We start from the raw sequence: 15,378 nt of genomic DNA on the forward strand, positions 1-15,378 counted from the left end.
CTTTTTTGATGTGGGCCGTGAGCACATTCGCGTCGGCGCTTTGCGCTCTGATGCTTTTGGCCCAACCGGCGCTGGCGGCGAAACGCGTTGCGCTCGTGATCGGTAATTCCACCTACCAGAACGTCGTCAAGCTCACGAACCCGTCCAACGATGCCGAGGCGATGGCGGCAACGTTGAAAGGCGCCGGCTTCGACGTGGTCGATCTCAGGCGCGACCTCAAGGCTGTCGAGATGCGGCGGGCGCTACGCGACTTCTCCGACCGCAGTCGCGACGCCGATATCGCGGTGCTCTATTTCGCCGGGCACGGCATCGAGATCGACGGCACCAACTACATCATCCCGACGGATGCGCTGCTGGAGCGCGATATCGACGCCTATGATGAGGCGATACCGCTCGACCGGCTGCTCACGGTGATCGAGCCCGCGAAGCGGCTGCGGCTGGTCATTCTCGACGCCTGCCGGGACAATCCTTTCAAGAAGAACATGAAGCGCACCGTGGTGTCGCGCTCGATCGAGCGCGGGCTCGCGCGGGTCGAGCCGGCCGGATCCAACACCCTGGTTGCCTTTGCCGCCAAGGCCGGCTCGACCGCGGCCGATGGCGACAGCAAGAACAGTCCGTTCACGACCGCGCTGATCAAGTATCTGCCGCGGCCCGGGCTCGATCTGCGCAAGGCGTTCGGCTTCGTGCGCGACGACGTGTTGAAGGCGACCAACAACAGGCAGGAGCCGTTCCTGTATGGCTCCCTCGGCGGTGAAGATCTTGCGCTCGTTGAGGCCGCAGCCCCGGTCAAGGATGCCGAACCCGAGATCCGCCGCGCCTATGAGTTGGCGCTTCAGATCAGCACGCCGGATGTATGGGCCTCCTTCATTGCGACCTATCCTCACAGCTTCTACTCCGAACTGGCCAAGGCGCAGCACCGCAAGCTGATGGAAGACGCCGCGCGGTCCGCGATCGCGCAGGAGCAGCTAAGGATCGCGGCCGACAAGGCTGCAGCGGCCAGGACTGCGGAAGCGGCCAGGGCCGCCGAACAGACGCGCCTTGCGGCCGAAAAGAAGAGGCGTGAGGATGCCGCCAGGGACGCGGAGGCGAAAGCAGCCGAGCAGAAGGCGGCGGAGGTCGAGCGCGCCCGGCAGATTGCCGAGGCAAAGGCGCAAGAGCAGGCCCGGCTCGCCGCCGATCTGGCTGCGAAGGCCAAGGCTGCGGAGGAAGCGAGGGTCGCCGAGCAAGCGCGTCTCATAGCCAGCAAGAAGGCGCGCGAGGAGGAGGCCGCAAAGGCGGCCGAGGCCAGGGCGGCCGAGCAGAAGGCGGCGGAGGTCGAGCGCGCGCGGCAGCTCGTCGAGGCCAAGGCGCAGGAACAGGCACGGCGCGTGGCTGAGCAGGCAGCAAAGGCCAAGGCGGCCGAAGAAGCCAAGGCAGCCGAACAGGCGCGTCTTGCGGCAGAGAAGAGGGTGCGCGAGGACGCCGCCAAGGCTGCGGAGGTCAAGGCTGCGGAAGCCAAGGCTGCGGAAGCCAGGGCTGCAGAAGCGAGGGCTGCGGAAGCCAGGGCTGCAGAAGCCAGGGCTGCAGAAGCCAAGGCTGCAGAAGCCAAGGCCGCAGAGCAGAAGGCTGCCGAGGCTGAGCGCGCACGGCAGGTGGCTGCGGCAAAGGCGCAGGAGCAGGTGAGGCTCGCGGCCGAGCAGGCTGCGAAGGCGAAGGCATCCGAAGAAGCCAAGATTGCTGAAAGGGCGGCCGAACAGGCGCGCCTTGCGGCCGAGCAGCGGGCACGCGAAGAGGCTGCGGAGGCTCAGCGCAAGCTTGCGGAGCAGGCGAAGCCTGGCACGGACGACGGCAAGGCGCGCGATCCGAAGGCCGCGACCCAGCTCGCTGCTTTGTCTCCCGATGTCGAGAGTGCAGCCAAGCCGGCACAGCAGGCTGCGTCCGATATTCCTCGTCTGCTGCAAGGCGAACTGCGCCGGGTCGGCTGCCTGAAAGGCGAGATCAGCGGCTCCTGGAATGAGGCAGCGCAAAAGTCACTCCAGCTTTTCAACAAGAACGCCGGCACCAAATTCGATGTGAAGCTTGCGAGCGTCGATGCGCTGGAGTCCATTCGCGTGCGTCCTGCACGGGTTTGCCCGCTGATCTGCGAGCATGGCTTCCGGCCGAGCGGCGAGGACTGCGTCAGGATCAGTTGCGAGGCCAATTACGAGCTCGGCGACGACAACACCTGCGAGCGCGTCCGGCCGAAGCGCCCGGCGCGGCGCGAGGCCCCGCCTGTCGCCGCAAAACCACCCGCCGAACGCCCCGCTGCGACCGAGCCGGCGCCGTCAGGCACGCCCGGGCAGAAGCGCAGTGTGAAGGAAGTCGAAGCGCTCTGGGCGAAATGCTCCAACAATGGCCACACCGGGCGGAATAACCGGACTTTCAGCCGGGTGAATGCCTGCGTCATGCGGGGCATGTGATCCCGGCCACGCTGGCCAGCCTGGTTTTGCGAATTTTGGGTGTCAGCTGCTGCGCAAATTGCGGCTTCATCAGCTCTTAACGATCACGCTTTCCTGATGACTGACGAATATTGACTTTCATCAGTGATTAGTCGACATTCCTCTCATTGCAGCCGAGGGAGTGTCCTCCGATGTTCGTCCGATCCGTTTTGTCCAGCTATTCGAGGCTCTTGGCGGGTATTTCGCTGGCGCTGATGGCTGCCGCCCTCGCGGGGTGCAATGACACCGTCGCTGAAAAGGCCGAGCCGCCGCGGCCGGTTCTCGTCGCCACCGCCCATTATGATGCCGAAAAGCCCGAGCGCAGCTTCGTCGGCACCATCAAGCCGCGGATCGAGAGCGATCTGGGCTTTCGGGTCGCCGGCAAGGTCGCCAAGCGTCTGGTCGAAGTCGGCCAGACCGTCGAGATCGGCCAGCCGCTCGCGGTCCTCGATGAGGTCGATCTGAAGCTCCAGGCCGAGCAAGCCGTTGCCGAGCAGACCGCTGCGACCGGCGTGCTGGCCCAGGCCGCCGCCGCCGAGCAGCGCGCCAAGGATTTGAAGGCCAAGGGCTGGACCACCGACGCGCAGCTGGATTCGAGCCGCGCCGCCGCCGACGAGGCCCGTGCCCGCCTCAACCGGGCCGAGCGCTCGGTCGAGCTGACCAACAATTCCCTTTCCTACGCGACGCTCAACGCCGACGCCCGTGGCGTCGTCACCGCAACGCTGATCGAGCCCGGCCAGGTGGTTGCCGCAGGCCAGACCTCGATCCGTGTCGCCCGCTTTGCCGAAAAGGAAGCGGTCGTCGCGATCCCTGAGACGCTGGTCGGACGTGCCAAATCGGGCGCCGCCAGCGTCACTCTTTGGTCCGAGCCGGGCAAGAAATATACGGCCAGGCTGCGCGAGATCGCGCCAACCGCGGATCCAGCGACGCGCACTTATCTCGCCAAGTTTTCGCTGCCCGAGGCCGACGACAAGGTCTCGCTCGGCATGACTGCGACGCTGACGCTGTCGGACGCTGCGACCGAGCGCGTCGCGCGGCTGCCGCTGTCGGCGCTGTTCAACGAAGGCGGCAAGCCGTCCTTCTACGTCGTCGACGACAACGGCGCGGTCACGCTGAAGCCGGTCGTGGTGAAGTCCTATGAGAGCAACGACGTCGTCATCGCCGGTGGCGTCGAAGAGGGCGCCAAGATCGTCGCCCTCGGTGTGCAGAAGCTCGATCCGGGCCAGAGGGTGCGGATCGTCTCGTCACTGTCCTTTTAAGTCTCGCTTACAAGTTACGTCGTGTGAGGTGAGTTTCGGCCCAAGCGCAAATGCTTTGGCTGAAGCGGCGAAGCGATCCAGAACCTGCCCAGCCCCCTGGATTGCTTCGCTGCCTCGCGACGACGCGTTGAACAGAGTGGCTGTCGTTTTTTGTAACCGGATCATCTTTGGAGAGTGCGATGAAGCGCTTCAATCTTTCGGCCTGGGCCGTCAGCCATCCGACGCTGATCCTGTTCCTGATGCTCATTCTCGGCGTCGCCGGGTTCTTCTCCTATCAGAAGCTCGGACGTGCCGAGGATCCGTTCTTCACGGTGAAAGTGGTCAACGTCTCCGTGCTATGGCCGGGCGCGACCGCGCAGGAGATGCAGGCGCAGGTCGCCGATCCCATCGAGAAGAAAATCCAGGAGCTGCCTTACTTCGAGAAGGTGCAGACCTATTCCAAGCCCGGCTTCACCGCGCTCCAGGTCACCTTCCGCGATTCCACGCCGCCGAAGGACGTGCCGTATCTCTTTTATCTCCTGCGCAAGAAGCTGGCCGACGTGCAGGGCCAATTGCCTTCGGGGATTTTGGGACCCGTCGTCAACGACGAGTTCTCCGACGTCGATTCCATCCTCTACATGATGACCGGCGACGGCGCCGACTACGCCCAGCTCAAGAAGGTCTCGGAGGGTTTCCGTCAGCGCCTTCTGAAGGTGCCGGGCGTAACCAAGGTCGACGTCTACGGCAACCAGGATGAGCGCATCTTCGTCGAGTTCAGCCATGCCAAGCTCGCCACGCTCGGCATCACGCCGCAGGCGCTGTTCGATTCGCTCGCCAAGCAGAACAACGTGACGCCGGCCGGCACGGTCGAGACCTCGTCGCAGCGGGTGCCGTTGCGCGTCACCGGTGCGCTCGACGGCGCCAAGGCCGTCGCCGAAACCCCGGTCGAGAGCAACGGTCGCGTGTTCCGCCTCGGCGACATCGCCACAGTCACCCACGGCTATGTCGACCCACCGAGCTTCATCGTGCGCCAGGAAGGCAAGGCCGCGATCGGCATCGGCGTCGTCACCGCCAAGGGCGCCAACATCCTCGATCTCGGCAAGGAGGTCGAGAAGGCGACGGCTGAATTCATGAAGGCGGTGCCGCAGGGCGTCGACGTCAAGCTGATCGCCGACCAGCCCAAGGTGGTCGAGCACGCCGTCAGCGAGTTTGTGCACTCCTTCATGGAAGCCCTCGTCATTGTGCTGTTCGTGTCGTTCCTGGCGCTGGGCTGGCGTACCGGCATCGTGGTCGCGCTGTCGGTGCCTCTGGTGCTCGGCATCGTCTTCGTCGTCATGAACACGATGTCGCTCGACCTGCACCGCATCACGCTCGGTGCGCTGATCATCGCGCTCGGCCTCTTGGTGGATGACGCCATCATCGCCGTCGAGATGATGGTGGTGAAAATGGAGCAGGGCTGGGACCGCATGCGTGCGGCGTCCTTTGCCTGGGAATCAACTGCGTTTCCGATGCTCACGGGAACGCTGGTCACGGCCGCTGGCTTCCTCCCCATCGGCTTTGCCAATTCCGCGGTCGGCGAATATGCCGGCAGCATCTTCTGGATCGTGGCGATCGCGCTGGTCGCGTCCTGGTTCGTGGCGGTGATCTTCACGCCCTATATCGGCGTCATGCTGCTGCCCAACATCAAGGTGCACCACAATCACGATCCGCACGCGGTCTACGAGACCCGCATGTATCGGGGCCTGCGCGCCATCGTGCAGTGGTGCGTCAACCACCGCATCACCGTGGTGGCCGCGACCGTCGGCGTCTTCATCGCCTCGATCGTCGGCTTCGGCCACGTCCAGCAGCAGTTCTTCCCGCTGTCCGAGCGCCCGGAGCTGTTCCTCCAGCTGCGCCTGCCCGAGGGTACCGCCTTCAACGTCACGGAAAAGGCGGTGAAGAAGGCCGAGACCATGCTCAAGGACGACAAGGACATCGAGACCTACACGGCCTATGTCGGGCAGGGTTCGCCGCGCTTCTGGCTCGGCCTCAATCCGCAGCTTCCGAACGAGGCGTTTGCCGAAATCGTCATCGTCGCAAAGGGCGTCGAGGCGCGCGAGCGCATCAAGGCCAAGCTTGAAAACGCCGTTGCCGACGGCGCGCTCAACGAGGCCCGCGTGCGCGTCGACCGCTTCAATTTCGGTCCTCCCGTTGGTTTTCCCGTGCAGTTTCGCGTCATCGGCCCCGACGCCAACAAGGTGCGCGAGATCGCCTATCAGGTCCGCGACGTCATGCGGCAGAACAAGAGCGTCAAGGACGTCCAGCTCGACTGGAACGAGCAGTCGCCTTACCTCAAGCTCGTCGTCGACCAGGACCGCGCCCGCGCCATGGGCCTGACCCCGCAGGACGTGTCGCAGGCGCTGTCGATGCTGATCTCGGGCTCACAGGTGACGACCGTGCGCGACGGCATCGAGAAGGTCGGCGTGATCGCGCGCGCCGTATCGTCCGAACGGCTCGACCTCGGCGCAGTCGGCGATCTCACCATCACCTCGCGTAACGGCGTGGCCGTGCCGCTGCAGCAGATCGCCAAGATCGAGTATGCCCACGAGGAGCCGATCATGTGGCGGCGTAACCGCGACATGGCGATCACCGTGCGTTCCGACGTCGTCGACGGCGTGCAGGCGCCCGACGTCACCGGCCAGATCGCGCCGAAGCTGAAGGCAATCAAGGACAACCTCGAGCCGGCCTACCGCATCGAGGCGGGCGGCGCGTTCGAGGAATCCGCCAAGGGCAACGCCTCGATCTTCATTCTCTTCCCGCTGATGGTCATGGTGATGCTGACGCTGCTGATGTTCCAGCTGCAGAGCTTCTCGCGCCTGATCCTGGTGTTCCTGACCGCGCCGCTCGGCATCGTCGGCGCCTCCTTCGGGCTCAATATCGCCAACGCGCCGTTCGGCTTCGTGGCGCTGCTCGGCCTGATCGCGCTCGCCGGCATGATCATGCGCAACGCGGTCATCCTGGTCGATCAGATCGAGACCGACGTCTCGCACGGCCTGACCCGCCGCGAGGCGATCGTCGAGGCCACCGTCCGCCGCGCCCGTCCGGTGGTGCTGACGGCGCTTGCCGCCATCCTCGCCATGATCCCGCTGTCGCGCTCGGCGTTCTGGGGGCCGATGGCGATCACCATCATGGGCGGATTGTTCGTTGCGACCTTCCTCACGCTACTGTACCTGCCGGGTCTCTACGCCCTCTGGTTCCGCAAGAGCCTGGACGAGGCGGGCACGCCCGAGCAGCCTGCCGCGCCGCAGCATGGGAGCGATGACCAGCACGCAATTCCGCTTGCTGAGGCGGCTGAATAAGTGAAGATAAACTGCTGATTGGCGAGTCCTGACAGATGACACTGGTTTCGGAACATATCGAAGGCGACACCCGGGATCGTATTCTCGAGGTGGCCGAGCGGCTGTTCCGCCAGATCGGTTATCTCAAGACCACGGTCGGCGACATCGCCAAGGAGCTCAAGATGAGCCCCGCCAACGTCTATCGCTTCTTCGAATCGAAGAAGGCGATTCATCAGGCGGTGGCCCGTTCGCTGATGGGCGAGGTCGAGCTGGAAGCACAGCGGATCGTGGCCAGGCCGGGTCCGGTACTGCCGCGCTTCCGCGAACTGCTCACCACCATCCATCGCATGAACACCGAGCGCTATGTCGGCGATTCCAAATTGCACGAGATGGTCGAGATCGCGATGCAGGAGGACTGGGACGTCTGCGTCAACCACATGGAGTGCATTGGCGGGGTCGTCGGCCAGATGATCGCGCAAGGTGTGGCTTCCGGCGAGTTCGAGGCGCCGGACCTGCAACTGGCCGCGCTCTGCGCCTGCACCGCGATGATGCGGTTTTTCCACCCCCAGATGATCGCCCAGTGCGCTACCAAGCCGGGCCCGACCATCGACCAGATGATCGATTTCGTCATCGCGGGATTGTCCCCGCGGCACTGACGCGGCGACGGGTTTCCTCCTATAAGCAGGCCGACGTAGCCCGGATGGAGCAAAGCGCAATCCGGGATGGTTGAGCGTTGTGCTGCGGCCCCGGATTACGCTTCGCTCCATCCGGGCTACAAGGACCAGGAAAAGCGCCCGTGACCGACAAAGACCTGCACTTCTACGAGCCCGCCAAGGGCCACGGCCTCAAGCACGATCCCTTCAACGCCATCGTCGCGCCGCGGCCGATCGGCTGGATTTCCTCGCGCGACACCAAGGGCCACGTCAACCTCGCACCCTACAGCTTCTTCAACGCGTTCTGCTACGTCCCGCCAATCATCGGCTTCTCCTCCACCAACTGGAAGGACACGGTCGAGAACATCCAGCAGACCGGCGAGTTCGTCTGGAATCTGGCCACCATGGACCTGGCCAGGCACATGAACGCGACCGCGGCGCACGTCGGGCCTGAGGTCGACGAGTTCGAGGTTGCCGGCCTCACCGCCGCGCCCGGCAGGCTCGTCAACGTGCCGCGCGTCGGCGAGAGTCCCGTCGCCTTCGAATGCAAGGTGTCCGATATCGTCCGGCTCAAGGGCGCCGACGGCAAGGAGGCCAATGCCTGGCTGACGCTCGGCGAGGTCGTCGCCGTCCACATCGACAAGGCCATGATCAAGGACGGCGTCTACCAGACCGCCGCCGCCCGCCCGATTGTCCGGGCCGGCCGCAGCGGTGATTATTTCGAGATCAAGCCGGAAAACATGTTCGAGATGGTGCGGCCGGATTAGGCGCCTCTCTCTCCATCCCGTCATTCCGGGGCGCGCCGCTAGGCGCGAACCCGGAATCCATTCATCGACCGACGCTGCCGCACCATGGATTCCAGGCTCGCGCTTCGCGCGCCCCGGAATGACGTGAGGACTGGCGCGGCCAGGCCCTCTCCCGGAACTGCCACCACGCCTCGGCCGTTATGGCCCTGGGCGGCCGCCCAGCCGCGTCAATTCGCGTCTTTTCGCAGGTGAAGTGTTCACCTCCGCCGGCCACTTTCCGCTAAAATGCCCCATCACCGCGCCGATGCATGAGGTCCGCCATGAGCTTCCGCCGCGACACCCTGACAAAGCCGATTTTCTCCTGGGCGCGCGGCGTGCTGCCGGCGATGTCGGACACCGAGCGCGAGGCGCTGGAGGCCGGCGACGTCTGGTGGGACGCCGATCTCTTCACCGGCAACCCTGATTGGTCGAAGCTGCTGAAGGTCCCGCAGGCAACGCTGACCGAAGAGGAGCGGGCCTTCCTCAACGGCCCCGTCGACGAGCTCTGCGCCATGCTCGACGAGTGGAAGATCTTTTGGGAATGGCGCGACCTGCCACCCGATGTCTGGCACTTCATCAAGCGCGAAAAATTCTTCGGCATGATCATTCCGAAGGAGTTCGGCGGCCTCGGCTTCTCGCCCTATGCGCATTCGGAAGTGGTACGCAAGATCTCGACCCGCTCGATCGCCGCCGCGGTGACGGTGATGGTGCCGAACTCGTTGGGCCCGGGTGAGCTCCTGATGCACTTCGGCACGAAGGAGCAGCAGCAGCGCTGGCTGCCGCGACTTGCCGATGGCCGCGACATTCCCTGCTTCGGCCTCACCAGCCCCGAGGCCGGCTCTGATGCCGCCTCAATGGTCGACACCGGCATCATCTGCAAGGGCACCTTCGAGGGCCAGGAGGTGCTGGGTCTGAAGCTCAACTGGCACAAGCGCTACATCACGCTCGGTCCCGTCGCGACGCTGCTTGGCCTCGCCTTCAAGGCCTATGACCCCGATCATCTGGTGGGGAGCCAGGAAGAGCTCGGCATCAGCGTGGCGCTGATCCCGACCAACCTTCCCGGCGTCGAAATCGGCAAACGCCATCTGCCGTCGATGCAGGTGTTCCAGAACGGCCCGAATTGGGGCCGCGACGTCTTCATTCCGCTCGACTACGTCATCGGCGGCCAGGCGCGGCTGGGGCAGGGCTGGAAGATGCTGATGACGGCGCTCGCCGCCGGCCGCGGCATCTCGTTGCCGTCGCTCTCCGCCGCCGGCGCCGCCTATGCCGCCCGCACCACCGGCGCCTATGCCCGCATCCGCGAGCAGTTCGGCATCTCCATCTCAAAATTCGAGGGCGTCGAGGAGCCGCTCGCCCGCATCGTCGCGACCGCCTATCAGCTCGACGCGGCGCGACGGCTCACTTGCGCCGCGCTGAATGCCGGCATCCATCCCGCCGTCATCTCCGGTATCATGAAGCTGCACGCGACCGAGCGGATGCGCACCGCGGTCGACGATGCCATGGACATTCATGGCGGCAAGGCCGTGATCGACGGTCCGCAAAACTATCTCGGCAATCTCCACCGCGCCGTCCCTGTCGGCATCACCGTCGAGGGCGCCAATATCCTCACCCGCAATCTCATCGTGTTCGGGCAGGGTGCCATCCGCGCCCATCCCTATCTGCTCGACGAGATGAATGCGCTCGCGGATGCCGATCGCGAGCGCGGGCTCACCGCCTTCGACAAGGCGTTCTGGAAGCATGTCGGCCACAGCTTCGAGACACTCTTGCGCGCGTTCGGCCGGAGCTGGAGCTTTGGTATCTTCGCACTTGCACCCGACGCCGGCGACGCCAGGCCATTCTATCGTCAACTCTCGCGCTACTCCGCGGCGTTTGCCCTCTGCGCCGATATGGCGCTGCTGACGCTCGGCGGCGCGCTCAAGCGCAAGGAGATGCTGTCGGCGCGCTTCGGCGACATCCTGTCCGAGCTGTATCTGCTCTCGGCCGCGCTGAAACGCTGGCAGGACGAGGGCCGGCAGAAGGAGGACTTTGCCGCGCTCGAATGGTGCATGGCGACGGGCTTCCGGACCATCGAGAACCGGCTTGCGGAAATTCTCGCCAATCTGCCGAACCGCTTCGTCGCAGGCATTCTCAAATTCGTGGTCCAGCCCTTCGGTGCCCGCGTGCTGGGTCCCTCCGACCGGGTCGTGCATCAATGCGCGAGCCTCGTGCTGGAGCCGTCGGCCGCGCGCGACCGCCTCACGCCCGATCTCGCTTATGTCGACGACGATGGCGGCTTCGCCCGGCTGGAGCGCGCGTTCAACCTGGTCGCAGGCACGGACGCCATCGCCAGGCGCATGCGCGCGGCTCATATGAGCGAATGGAAGGATGCGGTGGCCAAGGGCGTGATCACGCAGGCGGAGGGCGAGCAGCTGGCCGCGGCCCGCGAAGCCGTCACTGAAGTGATCGAGGTCGACGATTTTGCGCCGGAGGCACTGTCGCCGATTTACAAGAAATCCGGCGACGTGCATCAGTTCTTCCAGGAACTCGGTGAACAGAGGGCGGCGAGCTGATGGCACGACCGGTTTTCATCGTCGACGGCAGCCGGACGCCGTTTTTGAAGGCGCGTTCGGGGCCGGGGCCGTTCACGCCGGTCGACCTCGCCGTGCAATGCGGCCGGCCGCTGCTGGCGCGCCAGCCGTTTTCGCCTGATACCTTCGACCAGGTCATCCTCGGCTGCGTCAACGTGATCGCGGACGAGATGAACCCTGCTCGCGTGGCCGCGCTTCGGCTCGGCATGGGCGAAGACATGGTCGCCTTCACCGTGCAGATCAATTGCGGCTCGGGCATGCAGTCGATCGACACCGCCTACCGCTACATCCGCGAGGGCCATGCCGACATGATCCTCGCCGGCGGCACCGAGGCCTTGAGCCACGCGCCGCTGGTCTGGCCCAATTCCGGCGTGCGCTGGTTCGCCGGCCTCGCCACCGCCAAGGGCGTCGCCGCGAAGCTTGCCGAAGCCTTCAAGCTGCGGCCGCGCTATCTCAAGCCGATCATCGGCCTGGAACGCGGGCTGACCGATCCCATTACCGACCTGAACATGGGCCAGACGGCCGAACTCGTTGGCCATCTTTTCGGCATCACCCGCGCGCAGTCCGATGCCTATGCCGCCGAGAGCCATCGCCGGCTCGCGCATGCGCAGGCAGAAGGTTTTCTCAAGGGCGAGGTCGAGACTGCGTTCTCCCGCGACGGAAAATTCTTCGACCATGATGATGGCGTGCGTCCGGACTCGACGGCCGAGACGCTCGCCAAGCTGAGGCCGGTGTTCGAGCGTCCCTGGGGCCAGGTCACTGCCGGCAATTCCTCGCAGATCACCGACGGCGCGTCCTGGGTGATCCTGGCGTCTGACGAAGCGGTCGCCAGGCACAAGCTGACGCCGAAGGCCGTCATCGTCGACAGCAACTGGGCCGCACTTGATCCAAGCATCATGGGTCTCGGTCCCGTGATGTCGGCGACGCCGCTGCTGAAGCGCAACGATCTCACCATCCAGGACGTCGAGACCTGGGAGCTCAACGAAGCGTTTGCCACCCAGGTGCTCGGCTGCCTCGCCGCCTGGAATGACGACAAGTTCTGCCGCGAGATCTTGGGGCTGGACGGCGCGGCCGGCGAGATCGACCGCGAAAAACTCAATGTCGATGGCGGCGCAATCTCGCTCGGGCATCCCGTCGGCACCTCCGGCAATCGTATCGTGCTGCATCTCGTCAATACGATGAAGCGGCTCGGCACGCGGCGCGGGGTTGCCACCGAATGCATTGGCGGCGGGCTCGGCGGCGCCATGCTGATCGAGGCGGTGTGATCATGGATTCCAGGATCATGACCGCGCTCGGCGACCGCGTGCTGGAGCTCGGGCCCAAGCTCGCTGCCGATGGTCCCTACAAGCACTTCAAGCTGACGCGCGACGCCGACGGCGTTGCCTGGCTGCTGTTCGATCGCGCTGACGCCAGCGCCAATACGCTATCCTCGGACGTGATGGAGGAGTTCGACGCCGTGCTTGCGGCGATCGAGACCGAGCGTCCTGCCGGCCTCGTGATCCGCTCCGCAAAGCCGTCCGGCTTCATCGCGGGCGCCGACGTCAACGAATTTCGCGGCGCCGATGATGCCGGGATGGTGGAGACGCGGATCCGCGCCGCCCATGCCGTGGTCGACCATCTGGAAGCGCTGAAGTTGCCGACGGTCGCGGTGATCCACGGCTTCTGCCTCGGCGGCGGGCTCGAAGTCGCGCTCGCCTGCCAATCGCGCATCGCGATCGACGGCGCGCGCTTCGGCTTCCCCGAGGTGATGCTGGGCCTGCATCCCGGGCTCGGCGGCACCGCGCGTTTCACCGCGCTGGTCAATCCGACCCAATCCATGGCCTTGATGTTGACCGGCCGCACCATCGATGCCCGCCGTGCCAAATCGCTCGGCCTCCTCGACACCGTGACGCAGGAACGCCACGTTCGCAATGCCGTCAAGGATGCGCTGTTCGGCCGCCTCAAGCGGGCGCGGCCGGGCTTTCTGACGCGTGCGGCTAATTTCGGCCCGGTGCGCGGGCTGCTGGCCAGGCGGATGCGCTCGGAGGCGGCGAAGGCCGCGTCCCGCGAGCATTATCCGGCGCCCTATGCCTTGATCGATCTCTGGGAGACTCATGGCGGCAGCAAGGCCGCGATGCTCAGGGCAGAGCAGGCCTCGTTCGCCAAGCTGATGGTGACGCCGACCGCGCAGAATTTGATCCGCGTGTTCTTCCTCCGGGAGCAGATGAAGAAGGCGGCAGGCTCCGGCAACACGATCAAGCATGTCCACGTCATCGGCGCCGGCGCCATGGGCGGGGATATCGCGGCCTGGTGCGCGGGGCAGGGGCTGCGCATCTCGCTCGCCGACATGAAGGCGGAGCCGATTGCGGGCGCGGTCAAGCGCGCCGCCGAGCTCTACACCAAGATCATCCGCAAGCCGACCGAGGTGCGCGACGCGCTCGATCGCCTGATCCCCGACATGGACGGGGACGGCGTCCGCAACGCAGATCTCATCATCGAGGCGGTCCCGGAGAAGCTCGAGCTGAAGCAGAAGGTCTATGCCGGGCTCGAGCCGCGGATGAAGCCGGGCGCGATTCTCGCGACCAACACGTCGAGCATTCCACTCCAGGATTTGCGCACCACGCTGGCGCGGCCGGAGCGGCTGGTCGGCCTCCACTTCTTCAACCCGGTGTCGCGGTTGCAACTGGTCGAAGTCGTCAGCCATGACGGCAACGATGCGCAGGTGCTGAAGGAGGCACTCGCCTTCGTCGGCGCGATCGATCGGCTGCCTTTGCCGGTGAAGAGCTCGCCGGGATTCCTCGTCAACCGCGCGCTGACGCCTTACATGCTGGAAGCGATGGTGATGCTGGACGAGAAGATCGACCAGCGCCTGATCGACGCCGCCGCGGAGCAGTTCGGCATGCCGATGGGACCGATCGAACTGGCCGACCAGGTCGGGCTCGATATTTGTCTCGATGTCGGCGACATGCTGCGCACCAAGTTCGGCGATCTGCTGCCGCCGACGCCGGCTTGGCTGCGCGAGAAGGTCGCCAAGGGCGATCTCGGCCGCAAGACCGGCAAGGGCTTTTATGTCTGGCGCGACGGCAAGGCCGAGAAGGCGCCGTTGCCCGAAACCGGTCCGCGCGTCACTGACCAGATGATCGACCGCCTGGTGCTGCCGATGTCCAACGTCTGCGTTGCGGCGCTTCGCGAGGGTATCGTCGATGATGCCAACATGGTCGACGGCGCCATGATCTTCGGCACCGGTTATGCACCGTTCCGCGGCGGCCCGTTGAACTATGCGCGCACGCGTGGTGTCGATCATGTCGTATCCACCTTGCGCGCGCTGGCCGGAAGATTCGGCGAGCGCTTTGCACCGGATCCGGGCTGGGATAATTTCAAGTGAGCAATCTTCAAGCGAGAGCGGCATGAACGAGCAAGCCAATGCCGGGCCGAGCGGCGATCTCTGCATCCGCACGCTGGCGATGCCTGCCGACACCAACGCAAACGGCGACATCTTCGGCGGCTGGCTGCTCAGCCAGATGGACGTCGGCGGCGGCGTGTTTGCGTCAAAGGTCGCAAAGTCGCGCACGGTGACCGTCGCCATCGAGGCGATGAATTTCCGCAAGGCCGTCTATGTCGGCGATCTCGTTTCGGTTCACGCCAACCTCGTTCGCGTCGGGCGCACCTCCATCACCGTGCATCTGGAAGCGTGGGCGCTGCGCCGCGGCGAGCAGCAACCGTTCCTCGTCACCGACGGCAACTTCACCTACGTGTCGATCGACGAGCACGGTCGTCCGCAACCGGTTCGCCCGACGGACACTGCGATCGCGACCTAATCGCGCGCGGCGTTGCGTCTCATCATCCGACGCATGCGGCGCCACCAAACGCGGCGCGACTAAGACACGGCGTCGCGGCATTGCCAAGAACCAGTCATAAAACGGATGAGGTCCCAGCGTACCCAATTGCCTGTCGATTCGGGGTGGAAACCGGCTGATTTGCCCGAGGAACTTTCGGGCGGGGATCCGGTTATTTGCCCGCACTGAGGAATCTACGGGCCATGCCGGACAGCTACATCATCGAAGTTAATTCAGAGACCGCGGGAATCGTTGTTCGTGGCCAGGGCGGTTATTGCTTCTTCGCATCGTCCCACCAATTCAACCGTCTCGAAGGCCAGCTCTTCCGCAACGCCCGCGAAGCCGAGCGCGCCGCGCGCAAGCTGCTTAACGGTGATGTGAAGGAAGCGGCGTAGTAGCCGCGAACACCGTTATCCCTTCTCCCCTTGTGGGAGAAGGTGGCGCGCAGCGCCGGATGAGGGGTTGTTTCAGAAAATTCAACTGTGAGAGGTTCACTCGCTGAGAGAGACCCCTCACCCGTCTCGCCGCTACGCGGCGAGCCACCCTC

Annotated in this window: 10 protein-coding genes; all 10 read left to right on the forward strand. The window is 65.1% G+C overall.

All coding sequences use genetic code 11. The features are described 5' to 3' along the window. Window positions 1–50 precede the first annotated feature (50 nt). The 10 genes from BRA471DRAFT_RS35770 to BRA471DRAFT_RS10645 all read left to right on the forward strand — a co-directional run bounded on the left by BRA471DRAFT_RS35770 (window position 51) and on the right by BRA471DRAFT_RS10645 (window position 15,226). Window positions 51–2,438 (forward strand): caspase family protein, encoded by a 2,388-nt coding sequence (locus tag BRA471DRAFT_RS35770; RefSeq protein WP_231171093.1) that lies wholly within the window; start codon window positions 51–53, stop codon window positions 2,436–2,438. 170 nt (window positions 2,439–2,608) lie between these two features. Beyond that, entirely contained in the window at window positions 2,609–3,715 is a 1,107-nt protein-coding gene (locus tag BRA471DRAFT_RS10605; protein WP_007606965.1) for an efflux RND transporter periplasmic adaptor subunit, read from the forward strand. A 179-nt stretch (window positions 3,716–3,894) separates the two neighbouring features. Further along, window positions 3,895–7,032 carry an efflux RND transporter permease subunit gene (locus BRA471DRAFT_RS10610; protein WP_007606967.1) on the forward strand — a complete coding sequence of 1,046 codons (3,138 nt, stop codon included), beginning with the start codon at window positions 3,895–3,897 and terminating at the stop codon, window positions 7,030–7,032. A gap of 35 nt (window positions 7,033–7,067) precedes the next feature. Further along, on the forward strand, window positions 7,068–7,667 hold the full coding sequence (locus tag BRA471DRAFT_RS10615) for a TetR/AcrR family transcriptional regulator (protein WP_007606969.1): 600 nt from the start codon (window positions 7,068–7,070) through the stop codon (window positions 7,665–7,667). A gap of 140 nt (window positions 7,668–7,807) precedes the next feature. Further along, window positions 7,808–8,431, forward strand: a complete 624-nt coding sequence (locus BRA471DRAFT_RS10620) for a flavin reductase family protein (protein ID WP_007606970.1) — start codon at window positions 7,808–7,810, stop codon at window positions 8,429–8,431. Between the two features lie 299 nt (window positions 8,432–8,730). Further along, window positions 8,731–10,998, forward strand: coding sequence for an acyl-CoA dehydrogenase (locus BRA471DRAFT_RS10625; protein WP_007606972.1), 2,268 nt, complete (start codon window positions 8,731–8,733; stop codon window positions 10,996–10,998). Further along, window positions 10,998–12,281: an acetyl-CoA C-acetyltransferase gene (locus BRA471DRAFT_RS10630; protein WP_007606974.1), complete on the forward strand. Its 1,284-nt coding sequence runs from the start codon at window positions 10,998–11,000 to the stop codon at window positions 12,279–12,281. Before BRA471DRAFT_RS10625 ends, BRA471DRAFT_RS10630 begins: the two co-directional genes overlap by 1 nt. 2 nt (window positions 12,282–12,283) lie before the next feature. Further along, on the forward strand, window positions 12,284–14,380 hold the full coding sequence (locus tag BRA471DRAFT_RS10635) for a 3-hydroxyacyl-CoA dehydrogenase NAD-binding domain-containing protein (protein WP_007606976.1): 2,097 nt from the start codon (window positions 12,284–12,286) through the stop codon (window positions 14,378–14,380). Window positions 14,381–14,402: 22 nt separating this feature from the next. Further along, window positions 14,403–14,813: an acyl-CoA thioesterase gene (locus BRA471DRAFT_RS10640; protein ID WP_007606978.1), complete on the forward strand. Its 411-nt coding sequence runs from the start codon at window positions 14,403–14,405 to the stop codon at window positions 14,811–14,813. A 221-nt stretch (window positions 14,814–15,034) separates the two neighbouring features. Continuing rightward, window positions 15,035–15,226, forward strand: coding sequence for a hypothetical protein (locus tag BRA471DRAFT_RS10645; RefSeq protein ID WP_007606979.1), 192 nt, complete (start codon window positions 15,035–15,037; stop codon window positions 15,224–15,226). Window positions 15,227–15,378: the final 152 nt, after the last annotated feature.

Source organism: Bradyrhizobium sp. WSM471 (assembly GCF_000244915.1).
Classification (GTDB): Bacteria; Pseudomonadota; Alphaproteobacteria; order Rhizobiales; family Xanthobacteraceae; genus Bradyrhizobium.

Coding starts and splice junctions, on each gene's coding strand:
- BRA471DRAFT_RS10640 (WP_007606978.1), top strand. CDS start 14,403: ATGAACGAGCAAGCCAATGCCGGGCCGAGCGGCGATCTCTGCATCCGC.
- BRA471DRAFT_RS10625 (WP_007606972.1), top strand. CDS start 8,731: ATGAGCTTCCGCCGCGACACCCTGACAAAGCCGATTTTCTCCTGGGCG.
- BRA471DRAFT_RS10630 (WP_007606974.1), top strand. CDS start 10,998: ATGGCACGACCGGTTTTCATCGTCGACGGCAGCCGGACGCCGTTTTTG.
- BRA471DRAFT_RS10635 (WP_007606976.1), top strand. CDS start 12,284: ATGGATTCCAGGATCATGACCGCGCTCGGCGACCGCGTGCTGGAGCTC.
- BRA471DRAFT_RS10610 (WP_007606967.1), top strand. CDS start 3,895: ATGAAGCGCTTCAATCTTTCGGCCTGGGCCGTCAGCCATCCGACGCTG.
- BRA471DRAFT_RS10605 (WP_007606965.1), top strand. CDS start 2,609: ATGTTCGTCCGATCCGTTTTGTCCAGCTATTCGAGGCTCTTGGCGGGT.
- BRA471DRAFT_RS35770 (WP_231171093.1), top strand. CDS start 51: ATGCTTTTGGCCCAACCGGCGCTGGCGGCGAAACGCGTTGCGCTCGTG.
- BRA471DRAFT_RS10615 (WP_007606969.1), top strand. CDS start 7,068: ATGACACTGGTTTCGGAACATATCGAAGGCGACACCCGGGATCGTATT.
- BRA471DRAFT_RS10645 (WP_007606979.1), top strand. CDS start 15,035: ATGCCGGACAGCTACATCATCGAAGTTAATTCAGAGACCGCGGGAATC.